17 protein-coding genes and 2 pseudogenes are annotated in these 21,177 nt (G+C 71.4%); 13 read left to right on the top strand and 6 right to left on the bottom strand.

All coding sequences use genetic code 11. From position 1 onward, the window contains the following. Nucleotides 1-51: 51 nt before the first annotated feature. The 3 genes from G412_RS0132365 to G412_RS0132355 all read left to right on the top strand — a co-directional run bounded on the left by G412_RS0132365 (nt 52) and on the right by G412_RS0132355 (nt 3,110). Nucleotides 52-1,011 (top strand): daunorubicin resistance protein DrrA family ABC transporter ATP-binding protein, encoded by a 960-nt coding sequence (locus G412_RS0132365; protein ID WP_028815664.1) that lies wholly within the window; start codon nt 52-54, stop codon nt 1,009-1,011. Beyond that, the gene (locus tag G412_RS0132360) at nt 1,008-1,790 is read left to right on the top strand and encodes an ABC transporter permease (RefSeq protein WP_028815663.1); all 783 of its coding nucleotides are present in this window, start codon (nt 1,008-1,010) and stop codon (nt 1,788-1,790) included. Before G412_RS0132365 ends, G412_RS0132360 begins: the two co-directional genes overlap by 4 nt. A 123-nt stretch (nt 1,791-1,913) precedes the next feature. Continuing rightward, nucleotides 1,914-3,110, top strand: coding sequence for a CaiB/BaiF CoA transferase family protein (locus G412_RS0132355; RefSeq protein WP_028815662.1), 1,197 nt, complete (start codon nt 1,914-1,916; stop codon nt 3,108-3,110). 29 nt (nt 3,111-3,139) lie between these two features. On the opposite strand, the gene G412_RS41325 is transcribed toward G412_RS0132355, so the two are convergent. Continuing rightward, nucleotides 3,140-3,400, bottom strand: coding sequence for a hypothetical protein (locus G412_RS41325; RefSeq protein ID WP_078607597.1), 261 nt, complete (start codon nt 3,398-3,400; stop codon nt 3,140-3,142). 292 nt (nt 3,401-3,692) lie between these two features. Between G412_RS41325 and G412_RS0132350 the strand changes: the two genes are divergently transcribed. Further along, complete coding sequence (locus G412_RS0132350; protein WP_028815661.1) at nt 3,693-5,456, top strand: serine/threonine-protein kinase; 1,764 nt, start codon at nt 3,693-3,695, stop codon at nt 5,454-5,456. Here G412_RS0132350 and G412_RS0132345 read toward each other — a convergent pair. After that, on the bottom strand, nt 5,440-6,249 hold the full coding sequence (locus G412_RS0132345; RefSeq protein WP_028815660.1) for an SGNH/GDSL hydrolase family protein: 810 nt from the start codon (nt 6,247-6,249) through the stop codon (nt 5,440-5,442). The two genes, G412_RS0132350 and G412_RS0132345, sit on opposite strands and share 17 nt — an antisense overlap. A gap of 184 nt (nt 6,250-6,433) precedes the next feature. On the opposite strand from G412_RS0132345, the gene G412_RS0132340 reads away from it, so the two are divergent. The 6 genes and pseudogenes from G412_RS0132340 (at nt 6,434) to G412_RS0132315 (ending at nt 14,912) form a co-directional block, all read left to right on the top strand. Continuing rightward, the gene (locus G412_RS0132340) at nt 6,434-6,829 is read left to right on the top strand and encodes a hypothetical protein (RefSeq protein WP_028815659.1); all 396 of its coding nucleotides are present in this window, start codon (nt 6,434-6,436) and stop codon (nt 6,827-6,829) included. A 1-nt stretch (nt 6,830) separates the two neighbouring features. Then, entirely contained in the window at nt 6,831-7,928 is a 1,098-nt protein-coding gene (locus tag G412_RS0132335; protein WP_028815658.1) for a GNAT family N-acetyltransferase, read from the top strand. 304 nt (nt 7,929-8,232) lie between these two features. Then, nucleotides 8,233-9,078 carry a glycosyltransferase family 2 protein gene (locus tag G412_RS0132330; RefSeq protein ID WP_028815657.1) on the top strand — a complete coding sequence of 282 codons (846 nt, stop codon included), beginning with the start codon at nt 8,233-8,235 and terminating at the stop codon, nt 9,076-9,078. Beyond that, a pseudogene (locus G412_RS37015) lies at nt 9,075-10,043 on the top strand (glycosyltransferase family 2 protein); the annotation flags it as partial. The gene G412_RS0132330 and the pseudogene G412_RS37015, both read left to right, overlap by 4 nt. Nucleotides 10,044-10,300: 257 nt before the next feature. Further along, nucleotides 10,301-11,074, top strand: coding sequence for a polysaccharide deacetylase family protein (locus G412_RS0132320; RefSeq protein ID WP_037650675.1), 774 nt, complete (start codon nt 10,301-10,303; stop codon nt 11,072-11,074). Then, the gene (locus tag G412_RS0132315; protein ID WP_028815655.1) at nt 11,067-14,912 is read left to right on the top strand and encodes a lipopolysaccharide biosynthesis protein; all 3,846 of its coding nucleotides are present in this window, start codon (nt 11,067-11,069) and stop codon (nt 14,910-14,912) included. The genes G412_RS0132320 and G412_RS0132315 overlap by 8 nt, the downstream gene beginning before the upstream one ends. 24 nt (nt 14,913-14,936) lie before the next feature. On the opposite strand, the gene G412_RS0132310 is transcribed toward G412_RS0132315, so the two are convergent. Next, nucleotides 14,937-16,391: a glycoside hydrolase family protein gene (locus tag G412_RS0132310; RefSeq protein ID WP_028815654.1), complete on the bottom strand. Its 1,455-nt coding sequence runs from the start codon at nt 16,389-16,391 to the stop codon at nt 14,937-14,939. A 139-nt stretch (nt 16,392-16,530) separates the two neighbouring features. Here G412_RS0132310 and G412_RS0132305 point away from each other — a divergent pair, with 139 nt between their 5' ends. Continuing rightward, nucleotides 16,531-17,625, top strand: coding sequence for a DUF5925 domain-containing protein (locus G412_RS0132305; RefSeq protein ID WP_028815653.1), 1,095 nt, complete (start codon nt 16,531-16,533; stop codon nt 17,623-17,625). Between the two features lie 227 nt (nt 17,626-17,852). On the opposite strand, the gene G412_RS0132300 is transcribed toward G412_RS0132305, so the two are convergent. Then, the gene (locus G412_RS0132300) at nt 17,853-18,227 is read right to left on the bottom strand and encodes a GntR family transcriptional regulator (protein WP_028815652.1); all 375 of its coding nucleotides are present in this window, start codon (nt 18,225-18,227) and stop codon (nt 17,853-17,855) included. A 69-nt stretch (nt 18,228-18,296) separates the two neighbouring features. On the opposite strand from G412_RS0132300, the gene G412_RS0132295 reads away from it, so the two are divergent. Both G412_RS0132295 and G412_RS0132290 read left to right on the top strand, forming a co-directional pair. Then, a complete protein-coding gene (locus G412_RS0132295) occupies nt 18,297-19,217 on the top strand; it encodes a GNAT family N-acetyltransferase (protein WP_028815651.1) in 921 nt (306 codons plus the stop codon). Then, nucleotides 19,198-19,701, top strand: coding sequence for a ribonuclease FAU-1 family protein (locus G412_RS0132290; protein WP_028815650.1), 504 nt, complete (start codon nt 19,198-19,200; stop codon nt 19,699-19,701). The genes G412_RS0132295 and G412_RS0132290 overlap by 20 nt, the downstream gene beginning before the upstream one ends. Before the next feature lie 23 nt (nt 19,702-19,724). Here G412_RS0132290 and G412_RS0132285 read toward each other — a convergent pair whose 3' ends face one another. Both G412_RS0132285 and G412_RS37010 read right to left on the bottom strand, forming a co-directional pair. Beyond that, nucleotides 19,725-20,372 carry a hypothetical protein gene (locus tag G412_RS0132285; protein WP_208857966.1) on the bottom strand — a complete coding sequence of 216 codons (648 nt, stop codon included), beginning with the start codon at nt 20,370-20,372 and terminating at the stop codon, nt 19,725-19,727. A 50-nt stretch (nt 20,373-20,422) separates the two neighbouring features. After that, nucleotides 20,423-21,165 (bottom strand): annotated as a pseudogene (locus tag G412_RS37010) (NUDIX hydrolase); the annotation flags it as partial. Nucleotides 21,166-21,177 lie beyond the last annotated feature (12 nt).

The raw sequence follows: 21,177 nt of genomic DNA, 5'->3' as shown, positions 1-21,177 counted from the left end.
CGCCCACCATCCTAGTTACGTACAGCGTACGTAGTGCGCTACCGTGAGCACATGACAACTACGTACGCTGTACTTAGTGATGGGCTGGAAAAGCGGTTCGGCGACGTCCACGCCCTGCGCGGCCTCGACCTCGCAGTCGCCGAGGGCACCGTCTGCGGCATCCTCGGCCCGAACGGCGCCGGCAAGACGACCGCCGTCCGCGTCCTGACCACCCTCACCACCCCCGACTCCGGCACGGCCACCGTCGCGGGCCACGACGTCCGCGACGCCCCCGGCGCCGTACGCCGCGCGATCGGCGTCACCGGCCAGTCCGCATCGGTGGACGGCGAGCTGTCCGGCCGCGAGAACCTGCGGCTGTTCGCCCGCTTGCTGCGCATCAGGGGCGCGGCAGGCCCCACCCGCGCCGACGAACTCCTCGAACGCTTCGAGCTCACCGACGCCGCCGACCGCCCCGCCCGCACCTACTCGGGCGGTATGCGCCGCCGCCTCGACCTCGCGGCCAGCCTGCTCACCCGGCCCGAGGTGCTGTTCCTCGACGAGCCGACCACCGGACTCGACCCGCACAGCAGGAACCAGATCTGGAACGCGGTACGCGACCTGGCGGACCGGGGCACGACCGTGCTGCTCACCACGCAGTACCTGGAGGAGGCGGACCGGCTCGCCGACGACATCGTGCTCATCGACCAGGGCCGGGCAGCCGTCACCGGCACCCCCGCCGAACTCAAGGCCCGTATCGGCTCGTACGCGGAAGTGGTCGTCGCCGACGGGTCCGCGATGCTCCCGGCGGCCGCCGTACTCGACCAGCTCACCGGCGCCGAGCCGGTACTCGACCACGAGCGCCGCACCGTGGGGGCCGTCGCGGCCGACCCCTCGCTCACCCTGCCCCGTATCGTCCGGGAACTCGACGCGGCGGGCGTGCCGGTCGTCGACGCGAGCCTGCGTCCGCCGACCCTCGACGAGGTCTTCCTGCGCCTCACCGGCCGCAACACCCCCGAGGAGCGGGCCGCATGAGCACGATCGTGTACGACGGCACCGCGATGCTCGGCCGTCACCTCCAGCGCGTCAAGCACGCGCCGGGCGTGTTGATCCTGATGCAGACCATGCCGGTCACCATGCTGCTGTTCTTCGGCTACGTCTTCGGCAGCGCGCTCGCCGTGCCGGGCCAGGAGTACCGGGCCTTCCTGGTGCCGGGGCTGCTCGCCGCGACCGCCGCCAACGGCATCATGAGCGGCATGTTCCAGGCCGCCCAGGACTCCCACCGCGGCGTGATGGACCGTTTCCGTACGATGCCGGTGAGCCGGGCGGCGGTGCCGCTCGGCCAGACCGCCGCCGACCTGCTGATCACGGCCGCCGGCATGGTGCCGCTGGCGCTGGTGGGGCTCGCGGTCGGCTGGCGCGTCGAGGGCGGGGCGCTCGCGGCGCTCGGCGCCTTCGGTCTCCTCGTCCTGTTCCGCTTCGCCACCGCGTGGGTCGGCTGCTACCTGGGCCTGCTCATCCACAACGAGGAGGCGGCCGGCCAGCTCGGCAGCGCCACCTTCATCCTGCCGCTGATCTCCAGCGCGTACATCCCCACCGACAACCTGCCGGGCTGGCTGCGTACGGTCGCCGAGTGGAACCCGATCAGCGCCGTGGCCACGGCCGTGCGCGGCCTCTGCCAGAACGCCTCGCCGGCAGCGGACGCCGCCTGGCCCGTCGCCCACCCGGTGGCGGGGACGATCGCCTGGTCGCTGGTGCTGCTCGCGGTCTTCGTGCCGCTCGCCGTCCGCAAGTACGCGAACAGCGGCCGGTGAAGGGTGGCCCGGACACCGGGCCGTTGTTGTACGGGGCGGCCGGTTCGCACGCCGGCTCCCCGAGGTTCTCCGCCAACATGTCCGGGTGACAAAGGTGTGACGTACACGATAGTCAGTTCTCTCATGAGCACTCAGCCCCTGCCCCTGGACGGGATCACCGTCGTCGCGGTCGAACAAGCCGTCTCGGCGCCCTTCGCCACCCGCCAGCTCGCCGATCTCGGCGCCCGTGTCATCAAGATCGAGCGCCCGGACGGCGGCGATTTCGCCCGTGGCTACGACACCGCCGCGCGCGGCCTCGCCTCACACTTCGTGTGGTGCAACCGGGGCAAGGAGTCCCTCGCCGTGGATCTGAAGGACCCGCGCGGGCTCGACGTGGTGCGGCAACTCGTCGCGGGGGCCGATGTGTTCATGCAGAATCTCGCCAACGGGGCGGCGGCACGGCTCGGTCTCGACGCCGCGACCCTGTGCGCGGCGCATCCCCGCCTGGTCGCCGTCGACATCTCGGGATACGGCGCCGACGGGCCGTACGCCGACAAGCGGGCGTACGACATGCTCGTCCAGTGCGAGGCGGGGCTCGTCTCCGTGACCGGCACCGCCGGGCAGCCGGTGAAGGCCGGCATCCCGGCGGCCGACATCGCGGCGGCGATGTACGCGTTCTCCGGGGTGCTTGCCGCCCTGCTGCGGCGCGCGAACACCGGTCTCGGCGGGCCGATCGAGGTCTCGATGCTGGAGGCGCTCGGGGAGTGGATGGGGCATCCGCTGCACCACGGGATGCATGGGGGTCAGGCGCCGGCCCGCACGGGGGTCGCGCACGCCGTGATCTGCCCGTACGACGCCTACCCCACGGCGGACGGCGGTCAGGTGCTGCTGTCGGTGCAGAACGACCGGGAGTGGCGGCGCCTCGCCGGGCAGGTGCTCCGGCGGCCGGAACTGGCGGACGATCCCGCCTTCGCCACGAACACCGCGCGGACGGGCAACCGGGCCAAGACGGACGCCGTCGTCGCCGAGGCGCTGGGACTGATGAGTGCTCCGGAGGCAATCGCGGCGCTGGAGGCGGCCGGGATCGCCTGTGCCCGGCTGAACACGGTGGCCGATGTGGCGGCGCATCCGCAGTTGGCGGCGCGCGGCCGCTGGCGGGAGATCGGTTCACCGGCGGGGCCGCTGCGGGCGATGCTGCCGCCGATCACGATGCCGGGCGGGCCGGACCCGCAGATGGGCCCGGTTCCCGCGCTCGGCGAGCACACCGACGCGCTGCTGCACGGCCTGGGGATGACGGACGTACAGGTATCAGCGCTGCGCCGGGACGGTGTGGTCGCCTGAGCGGTCCGTAACTCCGGCCCGCGCCCCGGTCAGTGGCGGCTGCCGAAAAGCGATCGACGCAGCCGTCGCAGCGGGGCGAAGAGCGAGACACGCCCACTCCTGCTCGTCCGCGAGTGCGCGACATCACGTGACGTGAGCTCGCGCATCAGCAGCGTCGCCTCGGCCGCCTCACCACGCGGGACGGCTGGTCCACCGAGCACCGCGAGATGGCGGTCGAGGCGCGAACTGGTCGCACCGCTCCCGCATGTGATCGCAGGCACTCGAGGCCTGCGCACCGTTATCTGTTCCATGTCACTCCCCACCCGTACGAGGGCACCCGGCCCGGGCAGATTAACCCTATCGCCCCGTCGAGACACTCGTGTATCCCGCCCATGTGATTCACCACGCCTGTACGGGGGTTGACGACCACTCGGCGATTACGCATCGTATTCGGCTGATTCCAGGGCGAGTTGGACAGTTCGCGCGTCGCCAATCTCCCGGCGGGCGGATTGACGTCCAAGAGGGCTGCACAGGGCCGGAGTTGAGCTAGCTTTGAGTGGTTTCTGCCGCGATGCCGCTCTGCTGCGGACAGGAGGCTCGCCAGTGAGTGAACAGCCGGGCAATGAGCAGCGCGTGATCGCGGGCCGGTACCGCCTGCTGGCACCGCTGGGCGAGGGCGGAATGGGCGTCGTGTGGCGCGCCCGCGACGACGTCCTGGGCCGCGAGGTCGCCGTCAAGGAGGTCAGGGCGCCGTCCGGGCTCGGCGCCACCGACGGGCAGCGGCTGTACGCGCGGCTGGAGCGCGAGGCGTGGGCGGCGGCCCGTGTCTCGCACCGCAATGTGATCACCGTGTACGACGTGGCGACCGACGAGGGCCGCCCGTGGATCGTGATGGAGCTGGTGCGCGGGCTGTCGCTCTCCGACGTACTGGACGGGGAGGGCCCGCTTTCCCCGCAGCGGGCCGCGCAGGTCGGCACCGAGGTCCTGGCCGCCCTGCGCGCGGCGCACGAGGCGGGCGTACTGCACCGGGACGTGAAGCCCGGCAACGTACTGATCGCCAATGACGGCCGCGTCGTACTGACGGACTTCGGTATCGCGATGGTCGAGGGCAGCTCGGCGCTCACGATGACCGGCGAACTGATCGGGTCGCCCGAATTCCTGGCGCCGGAGCGGGCGATGGGCCGTACGCCCGGACCCGAGTCCGACCTGTGGTCGCTGGGGGTGCTGTTGTACGCCGCGGTCGAGGGCAATTCGCCGTTCCGGCACGACACCCCGCTCTCCACGCTGCGCGCCGTGGTCGACGAGGAACTGCCGCACCCGGCGCGGGCGGGCGCGCTGACGCCGGTGATCGAGGGGCTCCTGCGCAAGGATCCGGCGGAGCGGATGTCCGCCGGGGAGGCGGAGCGCATGCTGCGGGCCGTGGGGTCCGGGGGTACGCCGGGCACCGGGGCGGCGGCGTTCGCGGCCGGTCCGTACAGCCCGACCGTGACGGGCTCCACGCCGGTCGCGGGGCCGTCGCCGTCCGGCAGCCCCACGCCTCTTCCGCCGCCCGAGCCACTCCCCGCGGCGACGGGCTCCACCACGACGCGGGACGGGTCGCGGCGGCGGGGCGTCGTGGTGCTGGTGGCGGGGGTGACGGCGCTGCTGCTCGCCGTCGGGGGCGTCACGTGGGCACTGATGAACGCCGGCGACGATCCTGGTACGGCTGCGGGCGGCACCTCGTCCGGCACCACCGGCGGCGGCGACAGAGGGGGCACCGGATCCGGCGGGGGCGATGACGGCGGTGGGTCCGACGGTGGCGGGACGGACGGGGGCGGGACGGACGGCGCCAGTACCGGCGGCTCCACGGGCGGGGACACCGGCGGCAACGGGGGGAGCGGGGAGAACGGGGGGAACAACGGCGGGACCGGGGGCCACGGCGGCGGCAACGGGGGTACGACCACTCCGCCGCACCAGTCCGTGAAAGTCACCCTCACGACGGTGAAGGGCAGTTACTCCGGCACCTGCCCGCCGCCGGAGGCCGAGGCGCCGTCCTTCACCGCGACGTTCACGGTCGGACGCGTCCCCGCCGAGGTCGGCTACCGGTGGGTGACCGCGAGCGGTGAGTCCTCCGGCTCCGGGTGGAAGACGCTGAGCTTCGGCGCGGGCGAGGAGAAGTCGAAGCAGGTGAACCACACGGAGCTGACGTACAAGGAGGGCGAGACCCGTGGCGACGAGATCAGCGTGGAGGTCAGGAGCCCGGTGGAGGCCACTTCCAACTCCGCGTCGTTCTCGGTGACATGCGAGCAGGAGACCCCTGACCCTACGGACGAGGCCTCCTACCCGGCCGGCAGTTCGGCGGATACGCAGATCAGGCGGCGGAGGTGAAGACGGGCAGGTAACCGCCCGACTGGCCGGCCGCGGTCGGGTGGTACGACTCGCCGATGTTGGACCACTTCACGCTGTGCAGCCACGGCGCCGACGAGCAGATCTCGTGGCCGGTGAAGGCCGGAGTGACCTGCGCGAAGGTGTAGCCGTGGTCCGCCGCGCGCTTGGCGGTGGCGGTGTTGAGGTAGTCGGAGGCGTCGTTGATGGCGGCGCGTTCCCGCTCGGTGAGCCCGGCGACGCAACTGCCGTTCAGCTTGTAGAAGCGGGGGTAGCCGAGCACGACGACGTGCGCCGTGGTGGCCCTCGCTCTGATCGCCGCGTACACGGAGTCGAGCTTGCCGGGCAGGGTGGAGTCGACGTAGGCGCGTGCTTCGGCGATCCGGGCCAGGCAGGCGGATTCGGACTGGGTGACGCACGTCGTCATGACGTCCGCGAAGCCGGCGTCGTTGCCGCCGACGGTGAGGGAGACGAGGTCGGTCGAGGGGCTGAGTGGGCCGAGCTGACCGGCTGTCACATCACCCGTACGGGCGCCCGCGCAAGCGGTGAACGCGAACGTCGAGGGTGAATGGGACGCCGCCCACCGGGCCGGGTAGGCGCGCGGGGTGCGCTTGCAGGCGCCGCTCGCGCTGTCGTAGTTGCCGGCACCGAGGCCCGAGGAATAGGAGTCGCCGAGGGCCACATAGTCCAGGGATTCGGCCTGTTGGGCCGCTTGCGCCGCGCTCGCCCCGGTGAGGGCGAGGACGGCGGTGAGCAGGAGTGAGGATGAGAATGCCGCGATTCGGGACAGTTTCATGGAACCTCCCTTAGCAGAATTTCCGCCTCAACTTTCGTAGCAGCCCCCATACATCACCGGAAGTGTCCATGCCAAGAACTTCGCCGGGGATCTTCCGCACCATCTCTCCGCATCCTTGACGCAGCCGTGTGGGCTAAGCGACATTGAAGTCTGACATCCGGCGCGTCGGGGGGCAAAATCGCCTATGCGGACCATCGGTAACAAGCCATTAGCAGCTGCCGCGGACTCGCTGCCCGTTCTCGCGGGCGTGGCGCTCGCGGTATCGGGGGTCGGCGCCGTACTGGCGCTCGCCGACCTGGCGTCGCCACTGCGCGCGCCGTTCACTCTCTTCTTCCTGATGGTGGCGCCGGCTTCGGCGGTGGCCGCGGGACTTCGGGGCCTGGAGCCGCTCGGCCGGCTGGTGGCATCGGCGGCGGGAGCCGTCGCGCTCAACCTGCTGGTGGCCCAGGCGATGCTGGCCACGCACAACTGGTCGGTCAGGGGCGGGGTCGCGGCGGTCGCCGCGATCAGCGCCCTGCTCTTCCTCCTGGCACTGGTACGGCGCCCCGGCGGCCCTGCGGCGAGAAGGCGGACCTCCTGACATGGACATCAGCGTGCACCGCCCCGGCGAGCTCAGCGCCGCCGACCGCGCGGCCTGGACCGCCATGCAGTCGAAGGCCCACCTCCACGGTGCGCCGGAGCTGGCGAACCCCTTTCTCTCCCCCGAGTTCACGCTGGCCATGGGCCGGTACCGGCGCGGGGTGCGCGTGGCCGTCGTACGGGAAGAAGGTGGTGAGCCCGCGGCTTTCTTCCCGCACCACAGATCCGCCACCGGCGTCGGCCGGGCCATCGGTCTCGGCGTCTCGGACAGTCAGGGGCTGGTACACAGACCCGGCTTCGCGTGGGACGCGCGGGAACTGCTGCGGGCGTGCGGGCTCGCGGTGTGGGAATTCGATCATCTGGCGCAGGGGCAGCGGCCGTTCGAGGCAGGCGTCGCGGGTTCGTTCCCTTCGCCCGTGATCGACACGCAGGACGGTTACGAGGTGTACCTCGCCCACCTGCGGAAGAACTCGCCGAGATTCCTCAAGTCGACCCTGGCCAAGGAGCGCAAGCTGCTCCGCTCGGTCGGTGAGCTGACCTACGTGCACGACGAGCGCGACCCGGCGGCGCTGCGCACGCTGATGCGCTGGAAGTCCGCGCAGTACCGCAGGACCGGGCGCAGCGACCGCTTCACCCAGCCCTGGATCGTCGGGCTCGTGCGGCATCTGTTCCACACCAGGAGCCCGTCCTTCAGCGGCCTGCTCTCGGTGCTCTACGCGGACGGCCGGCCGATCGCCGCGCATTTCGGTCCGCGTTCGGAAAGGATCATGTGTTGCTGGTTTCCGGCCTATGACCCGGAGTTCGCGAAATTCTCGCCCGGCCTGCTCCTGCACCTGCGTATTGCCGAAGCGGCGGCCGCCGGGGGTATCGCGTACATCGATCTCGGCCGCGGCCAGAAACAGTACAAGGATTCCCTCAAGACCCGCGAAATCATGGTCTCTGAGGGGTGGGTGATGCGGCATCACCCGGTCGCTCTCGGACACTGGGCGCACCGCGCCCCGGCCCGGGCGCTGCGCAATACAGTTGTCGAACGGCCGGAACTGTTCGCGCCCGCCGATAAACTGCTGAAGCGGATCGGCGAATTGCGATCTGAACGCTAGGTCCTGCCATACAGTCCCAATCGTCAATACCGTCGCACATCTACCCGCATCGGTTCATCATCAAAGTGGCTCAGGGGAGGGCCCGAGCGTCGCGATGGTGTCCGGGGCGGGGCGCGGTAGGGGGGTACCGTGCTCGGCGACCTGACTGTGCCGAGTCGCGGGCCGCGCGATCAGCTGTGCCAGCTCGTCCGGCCAGTGCGGAGCGACATTCCGTCATGGGCGGGGCGTGAACCCCCCTTTCGAACCGGAAACTCATCCGGACCGCCCGGGGGCGGGCGGTCCACCGGTGGAGAGGGAAAGACTCATGAGCTCATTCCTCCGTCCTGCGGTCGAGGGCCAAGATCCTGTAAAATCCGGCGCCGGAGACAAGTACGGCCAGAACGGTCAGTACCGGCCAATCTCTTCGCATCTCGCCATCGCACCGCCGGTGAGTGTCGTGATCCCCGCCATGAACGAGGCGGAAAATCTTCCGCACGTCTTCAAGACCCTTCCCGCGTGGATTCACGAAGTGATCCTGGTCGACGGGAATTCGACCGACGACACCGTCCGGGTGGCCCGTGATCTGTGGCCCGGAATCAAGGTCGTCAAACAGCGCGGGAAAGGCAAGGGAGACGCACTGATCAGCGGATTCGCCGCCAGCACCGGCGAGATCATCGTGATGGTCGACGCGGACGGTTCGGCCGACGGACACGAGATCGTCAGTTACGTGTCGGCGCTCGTCTCGGGGGCCGATTTCGCGAAGGGCTCGCGCTTCGCCAACGGCGGTGGCACGGACGACATGACGCCGATCCGCAAGCTCGGGAACCGGGTGCTGTGCGCCGTGGTCAACGCCAAGTTCGGCGCCCGCTACACCGACCTGTGCTACGGCTACAACGCCTTCTGGCGGCACTGCCTCGACAAGATCGACCTCGACTGTACGGGCTTCGAGGTCGAGACCCTGATGAACATCCGGGTCGTCAAGGCCGGCCTGCGGGTCCAGGAGATCCCCAGCCACGAGTACGTCCGCATCCACGGCATGAGCAACCTCAGCGCCGTACGGGACGGACTGCGCGTCCTCAGAGTGATTCTGAAGGAGCGGGGGAAGCGGCGGACCGGACGGCGGCGCCCGCCGGCCTTCGCGCCCGCCGCCGGCCGGGGAGAGGTGTCTTGAGCCACCTGGACATCTCGGTGGTGATCTGCGCGTACACCGAGGACCGCTGGGAGGACATCCTCGCGGCGGTCGACTCGGTACGCGGCCAGTCACGGCCCGCCGCCGAGACACTGCTGGTCGTGGACCACAATCCGGCGCTGCTGGAGCGGCTGGGCAAGGAGTACGAAGCGGCACACGAGGAGGTGCGGGTGCTCGCCAACGCGGGCCCCCGCGGCCTCTCCGCGGGCCGCAACACCGGTATCGCCGCCGCCCGCGGCGAGATCGTCGCCTTCCTCGACGACGACGCCGTGGCCGAGCGCGACTGGCTGCGGCACTTCGCCGAGGGGTACGAGGACCCGCGCGTGATGGCCGTCGGGGGCAGGACCATGCCCGCCTGGGCGTCCGGCCGCAGACCGGACTGGTTCCCCGAGGAGTTCGACTGGGTCGTCGGCTGTACGTACAAGGGCCTGCCGCCGGGGCGGGTACGGGTCCGCAATGTGCTGGGCGGGAACGCCTCCTTCCGCAAGTCGGCGTTCGACGCGGCGGGCGGCTTCGCCACCGGCATCGGCAGGGACGGCGACAAGCGGCCGCTGGGCTGCGAGGAGACGGAGCTGTGCATCAGGCTCACCCGGACCCTGCCGGACGCGGTGCTGCTGATCGACGACCGCTCGGTGATCCACCACAAGGTCCCGGCCGTCCGGGAGCGCTTCGCCTACTTCCGTACGCGTGCGTACGCCGAGGGGTTGTCGAAGGCACTCGTGGCGCGAAGTGTGGGCGCGGGCAAGGGACTTGAGTCCGAACGCCGCTACACGACACGGGTCCTCCCGGCCGGCGTCGCCCGCGCGCTGCGCGACGCGGCCCTCGGCCGACCGGGCGGCGCGGGCCGGGCCGGAGCCATTGTGGCCGGGCTGGCGGCAGCAGCGACCGGCTACACCCTCGCCAGCATCCGCACCCGCAGAACCACCGGCACATTCCGGGTACCCGAACCGCCCTCGACACCCGCCGCGGCCCCGGACCCGGCCCCGAGCCCGGCCCCGGCAGCGGGCCCTGTCCCGGCAGCGGGCGCAGCCCCGCAGGTGCCGGGCACAGCCCCGCAAGTGCCGGACGCAGCCCCGGCAGCGGGCGCAGGCCCGCAGGTAGCGGGCGCAGCCCCGCTAGCGGGCCAGGGCTCGGCGGTCCGGTCGGCTGCGGGGAGATCGCAGGTGCGGGGTGGGGCGGGGTGAAGGGGGCGGTTCCTGTTCTGATGTATCACTCGGTGGGGCACCGGCCCGCCAGGGCGGCGTACGCCCTCTCGGTGTCTCCCGAGGCGTTCGCCGAGCAGATGGGACTGCTCGGCGAGCGCGGCTTCAACCCGCTCACCACGGCCCAACTGGGCGCGGCCTGGCGGGGCGGTGGCAAGCTGCCCAGGCGTCCTGTGCTGATCACCTTCGACGACGGCTACGAGGGCGTGCACCGGCACGCCCTCCCCGTCCTCGTCAAGCACGGTTTCGCGTCCACCCTCTTCGTCGCGACGGGCTGGCTGCGCGGCCCGTACCACTGCGGGGGCGCGATCGACACCATGCTCGACTGGGACCAGGTGCGGGAACTGGCGGCCGCCGGGGCCGAGATCGGCGGCCACAGCCACACCCACCCGCAGATGGACCAGCTCGCCGACGACGAGCTGTGGTCCGAGACGGTGCGCTGCCGCGAGATCCTCACACAGGAGCTGGGCACCCGGCCCGTCTCCTTCGCCTATCCGTACGGCTACTCCAGCCGGCGCGTGCGCCGCGCCGTGCGCGAGGCCGGTTTCGCGCAGTCGCTAGCCGTGGGGAACGCCCTCGCCGAGCGGCGCCAGGGGCCGTACGCCTTGAAGCGGGTGACCGTACGGCGCGGAACCGGTATCGAGGAGTTCGAGCGGCTGGTGGACGGCCGGCCGGCCGCCCGCGACTTCGCCGGGGACCGGCTCCTCACCAAGGGGTACGCCGTGGTCCGCAGGGTCGGAGCGGCCGGCCGGAAGGTAAGCAGGAGCCGTGTCTGACACGACCACCACCCGGGCCGGGAGCGCCGAAAGCCCGCCGACGGGGCAGCCGTCGTCCGGGCGACGCCTGCGGCTGCCGGGGAAGGGCGGCGGGAATCCGCTCTTCCGCAACGCCTACGCGCTGATGCTCAATACGGGCATCAGCGCGCTGCTCGGCCTCAGCTTCTGGCTGGCAGCGGCCCGCTACTACTCGGAGTCGGCGGTCGGCCAGGGTTCGGCGGCCATCGCCGCGATGAAGCTGCTGGCCGGCCTGACCGCACTGACGCTCACCGGAGCGCTCGCGCGCTTCATACCGGTGGCGGGACGCCGGACCGGGCGGCTGGTCTGGCGGACGTACGCGGGAAGCTCCGTGGTGGTCGCGGTGGCGGCGCTGGTCTTCCTGTCCACGCTCAGCCTGTGGGGCCCTTCGTACAGCTTCCTTGACGGCCCCGTGAACGGCCTCGGCTTCGTACTCGCCGTCGTCGCCTGGTCGTTGCTCACGCTCCAGGACGGGGTACTGACAGGCCTGCGCAGCGCGCTGTGGGTGCCGGTCGGCAATGCCGTTTTCTCCGCGGTCAAGCTGGTGCTCCTGATCGTGATCGCGGCCTCGGTCCCCACCGCGGGCGTCTTCGTCTCCTGGGTAGCGGCGATCGCCGTGTCCGTGATCCCGCTGGGGTGGCTGGTCTTCCGGCGTCTGGTGCCGCGGCACGTGGCGGCCACCGAGGACCGCGCCCGGCCACCGACGCTGCGTCAGATGGGCCGGTTCCTGGCGGGCGACTACACGGGTTCGCTGTTCTCGCTGGCCGTCGTCTACGCGGTGCCGGTGATCGTCGCCTCCCAGGTCAGCTCCGAGGACAACGCGTACTTCTACATCACCACCACCATCGGCGGCACGGTCAACCTGCTCGCGATCAACATGGGTGCCTCGCTGACGGTGGAAGGCGCGCACGACCCCAGCACCCTCGCCCGGAACTGCCGCGCCGCGCTGCGCCGCATGGCGCGCATCATGCTGCCGGTCGCGGCGGTCCTGTTCTTCGGCGCCCCGTACATCCTGGGCGTGTTCGGCGAGGGGTACGCGGACGCCGCGACGCCGCTGCTGCGCTGGTTCGCCGTCGGGGCGCTGCTGCGCGTCGTCATAGAGGTGTACTTCGCGGTCTTGCGCGCCCAGAGCCGCACCTCCCCGCTCGCCTACCTCCAGGGCGGGCTGTGCGTCCTGGTGCTCGGCCTGACCCTGCTGCTGCTGCCGCGCATGGGGCTCGTCGGGGCGGGAATCGCGGAGATCTCCAGCCTGGCGGTCGTGGCCTCGGTGGCGGGCGTGATGCTGTACCGCGTCGTACGGCCGGCGCCGCCCGCCGGGCCCGCCGGGCCGTCGGGCGCGGACGCGGCGGCCCCGGACGGTGACCTGGCGGACCTGGCGGTCGACGGTGACCGAGGGGACGCGGCCGGCTCCGGCTCCCCCGGTGGCGGCCGTACGGATGCGGAACCGGCGGCCGGCGGCGAGTTTGGCACGCGCTGGGCCCTGCGCTCGGCGCTCGACGCGCCCACGATGCCGCTCGGGGCGCGGCTGGACTTCGACCACCCGGAGCGCCGGCCCGATGTGCGGCCGGGGCCGGAGACTCCGGCCGCCGGGACGCCGGTGCCGGGGGGCGGCAAGGCCGGTGAGCGTGACCACCGGCCGACGTGGGCGCTCAAGTCGCCGCTGCCGAGGGCGATTCCGTCGCCCCGCTCCCCCTCGTCCGTACCGGCTGCCACACCGTCCTCAGAGGCAAGCGAGACGGCTGAGGCAAGCGAGGCACGCGATGAGCGAGAGGAGCGCGAGAGGAGCGCGACTTCACCGCGCGCCCTGCGCCTCCACGTCCCCGAACTCGGCGTCGGACTGCTGCTCCTGGCCGCCCTCGCGCTCTACTGGCTGCCGGTGCGCGACCTCGGTGAGGCCGGTCTCGACCGCATGGGCGGCCTCGGGCTGATCTCCGTACTGCCGTCGGCGACGCTGCTCGGCGCGGGCCTGCTCGCGCTGTCGTTCGCCTCGCTGCTGTGGCTGGACCGGCCACGGACCGTACTGCTGACAGCGGTGCTGCTGGCCACGGTGGTGTCACTGCACGCGCTGCCCGCCGTACTGGAGGCCGAACCGCGCTTCCCGACGGCCTGGCAGCACCTCGGCTTCATGGACTACATCAACAGGACCGGCACGGCGGTGCCCGACCTCGACGCGCGCTGGAGCTGGCCCGGCTTCTTCGCCGCGGCCACCTTCGTCGCCGAGGCGTGCGGCGTCTCCGACATGTCGCCGGTGATCCGCTGGTGGCCGACGGCCATGCAGCTGCTCTATCTGCCGCCGCTGTTCCTCCTGACGCGCTCGATGCGGGCGAGCTGGCGCGCCAAGTGGGCCGGGGCCTGGATCTTCGTGCTCAGCGGATGGGTCGGGCAGGACTACTTCTCGCCGCAAGGCTTCACGTACGGGATGTATCTCGCCTTCGTCGCCGTGCTGCTGGTCTGGTTCCGTGAGCCACGCGTGCTGTGGACGAAGCGGCGCCCGGGCGAGGCGGAGGTCAGGCCGGCGGGGCGGCGCGATAAGGCGGTGCTGCTGCTGGTGCTCGTCGGCCTCTTCGCGGCCACCGTCCCCGCCCACCAGCTCACGCCGTTCGTCATGCTCGGGGTGCTCGCCGTCCTGGTGATGGCGGGCCGGTCGACGCTGCGCGGTCTGCCGATGCTGTTCGCCGTACTGGTGGCGGTCTGGATCGACTTCTTCGCCGAGCCGTACTGGTCGGGGCACTTCGACGAGCTGTTCGGCGGGGTGGGCGGCGTGGGCGGCAATGTGACGTCGTCCGTCTCGGGCCGTATCGAGGGCGGCAGTTCGACCCACAAGCTGGTGCTGTACGTCCGGGTGGCGATGGCCGGCGGTGTGCTGGCCTTCGCGTGCTGGGGCTGGTGGCGGCGGCGCTTCGCCGGCTACAGCGAGCGTTCACTGCTCGTGCTGGCCTTCGTGCCGTTCCTGGGCTTCGGCATGCAGTCGTACGGCGGTGAAATGGCCCTGCGTGTCTTCATGTTCGCGCTGCCGGGCGCGGCCCTGCTCGCCGGGCTCGCGCTCTTCCCGCGGACCGGCGTCACGGCGGCCGGGCGGGAGACCGACCGCAAGAGCCTCGCGCCGCTGGCCGCGCTGCTGACGGGCCTGCTCCTGATGGGCGGCTTCCTCGTCGCCCGCTGGGGCAACGAGCCCTTCGAACGGACCAGGACCGGCGAGGTCGCGGCGATGGAGTTCGTGTACGCGCACGACGATCCGTCGGTGCGGCTGCTGTGGATGAGCAACGACCCCGTCGACGAGGTCACCCCCGCGATGCCGTGGGGCGCACGCGACATGGAGAAGGTCACCTACGTACCGACACGCGCACCCGTGGATCCGGTGCTGGTGGCGGGCCTGGTCAAGTCGCTCAAGGACGCCGGCCCGAACTCGTACCTCATGATCAACCGGAGCCAGTCGACCTACCTGCGGCTCGACGCGGGCTACCCGGACACCTGGGAGAAGCGGCTGACCGCGAATCTCGACGAGCGGCCGGAACTGAGCAAGGTCCTGTCGAACGCGGACGTGTCGATGTACGCGCTGCGCGAGCAGCCCGACGGCCCGGTCGAGAAGCCGGCACCGGGCCCGGCGGGCCCGACGATCACCTGGACGCCGTGGTCCGTGGTGGGCGCGTCGGCCGCACTGGTGCTGATCGTGCTGCTGGCGGCGCGCGAGGTCGTACGGGTGGCGGTGGCACCCGGCGTGCGGCAATTGGGGTGGCTCCAGAGCACGTTCTGGTTCTCGCTGCCGCTGCTGGCCGTGCTGCTGGCCTCACTGGTGCAGCGCTTGTGGACGATGTCATGAGGTGAGGGGTGGGCCGGCGCGGCTTCAGCGCGCCAGCCACCTCACCTCGTAACCCTTCATGTCGAAGGACTTCCCGTCGGCCTCGGCCCTGACGGGGCGGTCGAGGGTGTTCACCACCAGGACGGTCTCGTCGTCGGCGAGGACGCGGAGATGAGGTACGCCGGCGGCGGCGACCCGCACGGTCTCGTCGTACCGGGTCCCCGGCGGGAACTCCTTCGCGAACCGCGAGAGCAGTCTCATCATCGGCAGCGCCCCGCCGCCGTCGGCCGGCTGAGTCGGCCTCCACAGGCATCCGGCGCACTGGCCGGTGCCCCTCTTCTGCGGGTTCCAGTAGAAGGCCGTACTCGCGCCGCCTCGGGCCATCGCCATCAGCCCCGCGGCGTGCACGGCGGTGCGGTGCGGTTCGCTCCAGCCGTCGCGGTCGTCATCGTCGTCGCCCGGTTCCACGTAGTACTCCGCCCACCACACCGGCAGCCCGCCCGACCGGTCGCGGACCCACGCACTCACCGCGGTCAGCTTGTCCGTGGCGCGGAACTCGTCGGGCAGCAACTCGTCGTCGCGCGTGTAGCTGGCGCCGTCGACGACGACGAAGTCGGCGCCCTTCTTGTGCTTGTTCCAGTAGGTGTAGGCGTCGAGGACGCGCTGGTCGACGCTGCCCCAGGGCCCCTTGAGAGCGGAGGCATACGTCGTGTCGCGAGGCTCGTAACTGTCCATCACGAGATAGGGACCGCCGACCAGGATCTCCTTGTCGGCCTTCTTCAGCTCGGCGTACACGAGGTTGTAGAGGCGGGTGTAGCCCTCGTGGTTCCAGCGCCCCCTGCCGTCGTCGAAGAAGCCCTTGAACTCGTTCCAGACGATGAAGTGGCGTACGTCGGGATAGCGCCTGGCGACGGTGCCGGCAAGCTTCGCGAAGTCCTCGTAGTGCTCGGGGCTGGGGGCGGTCTCCAGGGACCTTTTGCTCCAGTCGGTGTGGTCCGCGCCCACCTTGCCGCCCTTCATCCAGTCGGGCGCGCAGCACAGCGTGATGACGGGGGTGCCGCCGGTCCTGCGGATCAGGTCGACACGGCTGTCCAGCTCGTCGAACTGATACCGGCCGGGAGAGGGTTCCGGGTTCTCGGCGCCCCATCCCATGATGTGCTGGACCTGGGGCAGCGGCCGCGCGGACAGTGTGTCCTCGGCGCGGCGCAGGGCGCCGGCGTGGCCCTCGTCGGCGCTGTACTGGGTGTGCGTGAAGCCCCAGCCGAGCTCGGACTCCGGTGCGGCGCGCGGCGGCACGGGGGTGCCGTGCACCTTGTCGCCGTCGGTGGTGGTGCCGGCGTCGCCGCTCCCGCTCCCGTTCCCGTTGCCGTTCCCGTTCCCGTTCCCGTCGGGAAGGGTCGCGCACATCGTCAGTACGAGGGCGATCGCGACGATGCCCACGCCGATCAGTGCGGTGAACCGCCACCGCCTTGCCCCGGAGTCCCACCCATGGCGTCGCATCACCGGTCAGGGTATCGGCGGGGGCTCGCATTCCGGCAGGTACGACAGGAACAGGCACGTAACGGCACGGTGCTCCGAGAACGGATGAACGTGGGAAACCGGGGTGCACGGGGCGGCCTCGTGCCGGATCATGGGCGCCATGTCCGCAAACCCTGAGGCCGCTCTGCCGATCCGGCTGAACGTCGACGACAGCGATTCGCCGTCGGACGTCGTCGACGCGCTGTTTCTCGGCCGCTTCGCGACGGGCGAGCAGCCGTACTCCCACAGCAAGTCGATCGACCGCGTCAAACCGGGCGCCTCGCTCCTCCCGCCGTCCGCGAAGGTCCTGCGCGCCGCCCGCGACGACGACCGCAGCGCGACGCTCGCCGAGGGCGAGGGCTGGACGCTGCTCGTGTCCCGCTGGACCCGCGGCGCGGACGTCACCGTGACCGCCACCACGTCCGACCTCGCGGAAAAGATCCTGAAGCAGGCGACGGACGGGATGCAGGACGAACCCGAACCACAGCCCGAGAACGTCACGATGGGCTTCTGGTACGTCTCCCCGCGCCGCGGCCCGCACCGCACCACCCGGCAGATCGCCGCCGGTACGTGGGACGAGGTGCGGCCCAACTACACGGCGCCGGTGGCCGACGCCATGGACCGGCTGATGAAGGTGACCCCGGACGACATCGCAGGCCGGCTGCTCCTGCTGCACGGCCCGCCGGGTACGGGCAAGACGTCCGCGCTGCGCACGCTGGCCCGCTCCTGGCGGGACTGGTGCCAGGTCGACTGCGTACTGGACCCGGAGCGGCTCTTCAACGACGTCGGCTATCTGATGGACATCGCGATCGGCGAGGACGACGGCTCGGCGAAGGGCCGCTGGCGGCTGCTCCTGCTGGAGGACTGCGACGAGTTGATCAGGGGCGAGGCCAAGCACACGGCGGGCCAGGCGCTCTCCCGCCTCCTGAACCTGACGGACGGTCTGCTGGGACAGGGCCGCAATGTCCTGGTCGGCGTCACCACCAACGAGGACCTGGAGCGCCTGCATCCGGCGGTGGTGCGGCCGGGGCGGTGCATGGCGCGCATCGAGGTGGGGTCGCTGACGCGGGCGGAGGCGGTGAGCTGGCTGGGCACGGAGGAGGGCGTCGGGCGCGACGGCGCGACCCTGGCGGAGCTGTACGCGCTGCGCCGCGGCACCGGCCCGGCGTCGGTCCCGCCCCAGCCGGCCGGCCCGGACGCGGGCATGTACCTGTAGCGGCGCTGCGCGGGGCCTTTCCCCGACCCGCCCCTTCCCGCTGTGACACTTTGCGGCTCCGCCGCGTGGGGGCAAGCCCCAGACCCCGGACGGGCTGGATACCCCCGCCATCTTCAGCCCCTCCGGCGTTTGAGGAGCGGGGTCTGGGGCAGCGCCCCAGTTCGGGAAGGGGCGGGTAGGGGAAAGCCCCGCGCAGCGGCACCCCGCACACGGCGCCGCAGCCCGCGCTACCCCCCGTACGCCGCCCGCAGGGCGTCCCGTACCGCCGCCAGCGCCTCCTCATGGCCAAGGCCCAAACGCTGCGCGCGCTCCGCGTAGCCCTGGGCCGCCGCCGCGGCCTGGCGCTCCGCCGCATCTCCCGCCGCCGCCACGAACGTCCCGTTCCGGCCCCGCGTCTCGATCACGCCGTCGCTCTCCAGCGCCCGGTACGCCTTCGCCACCGTGTTCGCGGCGAGACCGAGCTCCTCCGCGAGACCGCGTACGGTCGGCAGTTTGTAGCCCACCGGCAGCGCACCGGCGCGGGCCTGCTCCGAGATCTGGGCACGCAGTTGCTCGTACGGCGCGATACCGGCGTCCACGTCAATGTCGATCTTCAAGGTCACCGCCCGATTGTCCCCCACGGAAGAAAATTGGGAAGCAGCGGAACACGCCGCGCGCGTAACGTGCGGCACATGACGCTGATCGTTCGTGAGTTCACGCCTGCCGACACCGATGCGTGGGTCCGGGTGCGCCGCGCGGCGGTTCCCTTCATGGTGACGACACGGGAGTCCGTGGCCTTCGAGCGGGAGACCGCGCACCCGGACAAGAAGATGCGCATGCTGGTGGCCGAGGAGGACGGCGAAGTCATCGGCACGGCCTTCGCGGGCATCGCGTACGACAGCACGGAGCCGGGCCAGTCCTCGCTCACGGCGTACATCAGCCCGCGCCGTCGCGGCCGCGGCGCGGGGTCGCTGTTGCTGCGCGCGGCAGAGGAGCATCTGGCCGCCGAGGGCGCCACGGCCGTGTACGCCTGGGTGCTGGACACACCCGAGTCCCGCGCGTTCGCCGAGAAGCGCGGCTACCGGCCGACCCGCCCGCTGCACTTCCAGCACCTCGACCTGGCGAACGCCCCGCTCCCGGAGCGGCAGCCGCTTCCCGCCGGGGTCGAGCTCCGTACCGCGGCGGACTTCATGGACGACCCCAGGCCGATGTTCAAGGCTGACGCGGAGACCACCGCCGACGAGCCGAGCGACATCAGCACGGACTTCACCGACTACGACGACTGGCTCAACCACACCTGGAACCACCCGCTCCTCGACCACGGCCTCTCCACGGTGGTGCTGGTCGGCGGTCAGGTCGCGGCGTTCACCGCGGCCCACACGGACGGCCTCACCCGCTACTGGTCCGGTATGACAGGCACCGTGCGCGCCCACCGAGGCCGCGGTTTCGCGAAGCTGGCAAAGACCGACTCCCTGCTCCGCGCTCGCGCCGCCGGCTACACGGACGCGTACACGAGCAACGACGCGGACAACCAGCCCATGCTCGCCGTCAACAAGTGGTTTGGATACGAGATCTGTGCCTCGGAGGTACGCCATGTCCGCGAAATCGGCTGAAGTCGCCGGCGAAATCGAGATCGCCCTCATCAAGGCCGGCCGTACGAAGATCCGCTACCCGGCGTCGGTGCTCTCCGACGACGGTACTCACCTGGTGGTGCGCGCCCCGTGGGCGGCGCCGGGTGTACGGGACTTCGGCTTCGTACGGTTCGAGCCGGGCGACGTGTTCACGGAGCATTTCTGGCGGGACCAGTGGTACGCCGTGAAGGAGGTCAGGGCGGGTGACGGCACGCTGAAGGGCTGGTACTGCGACGTGACGCGCCCGGCGGTGGTCGCCGGTGGCCGGGTGGAGGTCGAGGACCTGGACCTCGACCTGTGGGTGTCGGCGGACGGCGCCACCGTCCTGCGTCTTGACGAGGACGAGTTCGAGGCGAGTGGGCTCGCGACGCGCGACCCGGAGGCGGCGGCCGAGGCCGGCCGCGCCCTCGACGCCCTCGAACTCCGCGCGCGCGGCGCGGGCTTGGCCGGGCTGCTCAGCCACTGAGGTAAGTAGCCCGAGGCCGGGGCTCAGCCGGAAGCCCCCACATCGTTGTTGGGGGCACCGTCCCCCACCGGGGGCAGGTCGCCGCGCTCGGGCATATCGCCGGCGCCGGTACCCGTACCGGTATCGCCACCCTCACCGCTCGGCGGGAGCACCTCGTCCAGCTCCTCGTTGTCGGCACGGTGGGCCTTCTCGGCGGCGCGCCGCAGGGTGGCACGGTCCACGCGGTTCGCATCAGCGCTGATCCGCACCACGTGCCCCTCGTACGCCCGCGCGTACTCATGCGTGCCGGCCGCCGCGCGGTACCAGAGGTCGCCGTCGCGCTCGCACACGACGGGCTCACCGGCTCCGGATGACCCCGCCGACTGCTTCTCGCAGCTTGCCTCGTCCAGCTTCCCCCGGTCGACCGACAGCTGTATCTGTCCGCCGCTGCCGGCGGAGAAGTACGCGGCGGAGAAGCCGTCGTTGCCGATGACGCCGACGGACTGCCTGGCCAGCTCGTACCCCGGCGCTTCGGTCACGTAGATCAGCTCGATCGCCGACTCCCCGGCCCGCGCCTTGAGTTCGGCCGACGGCGGTGCGGCAGCGGCGTCGTTCGCCTTCTGCGCACCGCAGGCGGTGAGCACGAGGGGAAGCAACAGGATGGCGAGCACACATCGCGAGACACGGGTCATACGCAGATCCTGCCGCACACGCGTACGCCTTCCCATGCCCGTACTCCTAGTCATGCTGGGGTGCCCGTCGCCGGGAGGTGAATCGCTCGCCGCTCCCCCGTGCTGTCGTAGGCGATCGAATCGCCGTCCTCGTGCCAGTGGATGACAAAGCGCTCCCCTGCCCGGTACGCGTCGAGGCCCGCACGGCAGTAGGCGACCATGTCTGCGGGGAGAGCGCTCAAGGGGTGCCAGGTGAGCTCGGAGCACTTGTCCGGTTCCCGGTTGTACGGTTCGCGGTCCGCCCCGCACTCCGCTTCGAAGAACCAGCCCGTTCTCGGATCGCCGCCCGGCCCCCGGTGCTGCATGACCAGGGCCACGCGCAGGTCGTCCGGGCTCAGCGTGATGCCGGTCTCCTCCTCCGCCTCACGGATCATCGCCGCCCGTACGTCCTCGCCGTCCTCGACGTGCCCGGAGGGCGCGTGCAGCAGACCGTCCGCATACCCGGTGCCGGCCCGGCGGGCGAGCAGCACCTCGTCTCCCCGGCGCAGGACGAGGTGTACGTCGACCACTTCGGTGTGGCGGGGGCGCGGCGCAGGGCGGGCGATCAGCGCGTACCGGTCGTCGTCGACCGTACGGCCCCACAAGGACGCGTCGGCGGACAGCGGTTCGTGCCGTACGTGGGAGGTGAGGGGGGCCAGTGCCTCCATCACCTCGGCCGCCGGGATGCCTTCTCCGGACCGGACGCCCTCGATCAGGAGCAGCCGCCCGCCGGCCTCAGCAGCGAGCACCAGTGCCGCAGCGCGGCGCCGCAGTCACGATTACGATC

The sequence above is a fragment of the Streptomyces flavidovirens DSM 40150 genome, from assembly GCF_000429085.1.
GTDB lineage: Bacteria > Actinomycetota > Actinomycetes > Streptomycetales > Streptomycetaceae > Streptomyces > Streptomyces flavidovirens.
Note: the sequence above shows the minus strand (reverse complement) of the source record. Positions and strands in the feature narration are given on the sequence as shown.

Excerpts from the sequence above, each read along its gene's own strand:
- G412_RS0132365 (WP_028815664.1), top strand. The coding sequence starts at position 52 with ATGACAACTACGTACGCTGTACTTAGTGATGGGCTGGAAAAGCGGTTC.
- G412_RS0132360 (WP_028815663.1), top strand. The coding sequence starts at position 1,008 with ATGAGCACGATCGTGTACGACGGCACCGCGATGCTCGGCCGTCACCTC.
- G412_RS0132355 (WP_028815662.1), top strand. The coding sequence starts at position 1,914 with ATGAGCACTCAGCCCCTGCCCCTGGACGGGATCACCGTCGTCGCGGTC.
- G412_RS41325 (WP_078607597.1), bottom strand. The coding sequence starts at position 3,400 with ATGGAACAGATAACGGTGCGCAGGCCTCGAGTGCCTGCGATCACATGC.
- G412_RS0132345 (WP_028815660.1), bottom strand. The coding sequence starts at position 6,249 with ATGAAACTGTCCCGAATCGCGGCATTCTCATCCTCACTCCTGCTCACC.
- G412_RS0132340 (WP_028815659.1), top strand. The coding sequence starts at position 6,434 with ATGCGGACCATCGGTAACAAGCCATTAGCAGCTGCCGCGGACTCGCTG.
- G412_RS0132335 (WP_028815658.1), top strand. The coding sequence starts at position 6,831 with ATGGACATCAGCGTGCACCGCCCCGGCGAGCTCAGCGCCGCCGACCGC.
- G412_RS0132330 (WP_028815657.1), top strand. The coding sequence starts at position 8,233 with ATGAGCTCATTCCTCCGTCCTGCGGTCGAGGGCCAAGATCCTGTAAAA.
- G412_RS0132320 (WP_037650675.1), top strand. The coding sequence starts at position 10,301 with ATGTATCACTCGGTGGGGCACCGGCCCGCCAGGGCGGCGTACGCCCTC.
- G412_RS0132310 (WP_028815654.1), bottom strand. The coding sequence starts at position 16,391 with ATGCGACGCCATGGGTGGGACTCCGGGGCAAGGCGGTGGCGGTTCACC.
- G412_RS0132305 (WP_028815653.1), top strand. The coding sequence starts at position 16,531 with ATGTCCGCAAACCCTGAGGCCGCTCTGCCGATCCGGCTGAACGTCGAC.
- G412_RS0132295 (WP_028815651.1), top strand. The coding sequence starts at position 18,297 with ATGACGCTGATCGTTCGTGAGTTCACGCCTGCCGACACCGATGCGTGG.
- G412_RS0132290 (WP_028815650.1), top strand. The coding sequence starts at position 19,198 with ATGTCCGCGAAATCGGCTGAAGTCGCCGGCGAAATCGAGATCGCCCTC.
- G412_RS0132285 (WP_208857966.1), bottom strand. The coding sequence starts at position 20,372 with ATGACCCGTGTCTCGCGATGTGTGCTCGCCATCCTGTTGCTTCCCCTC.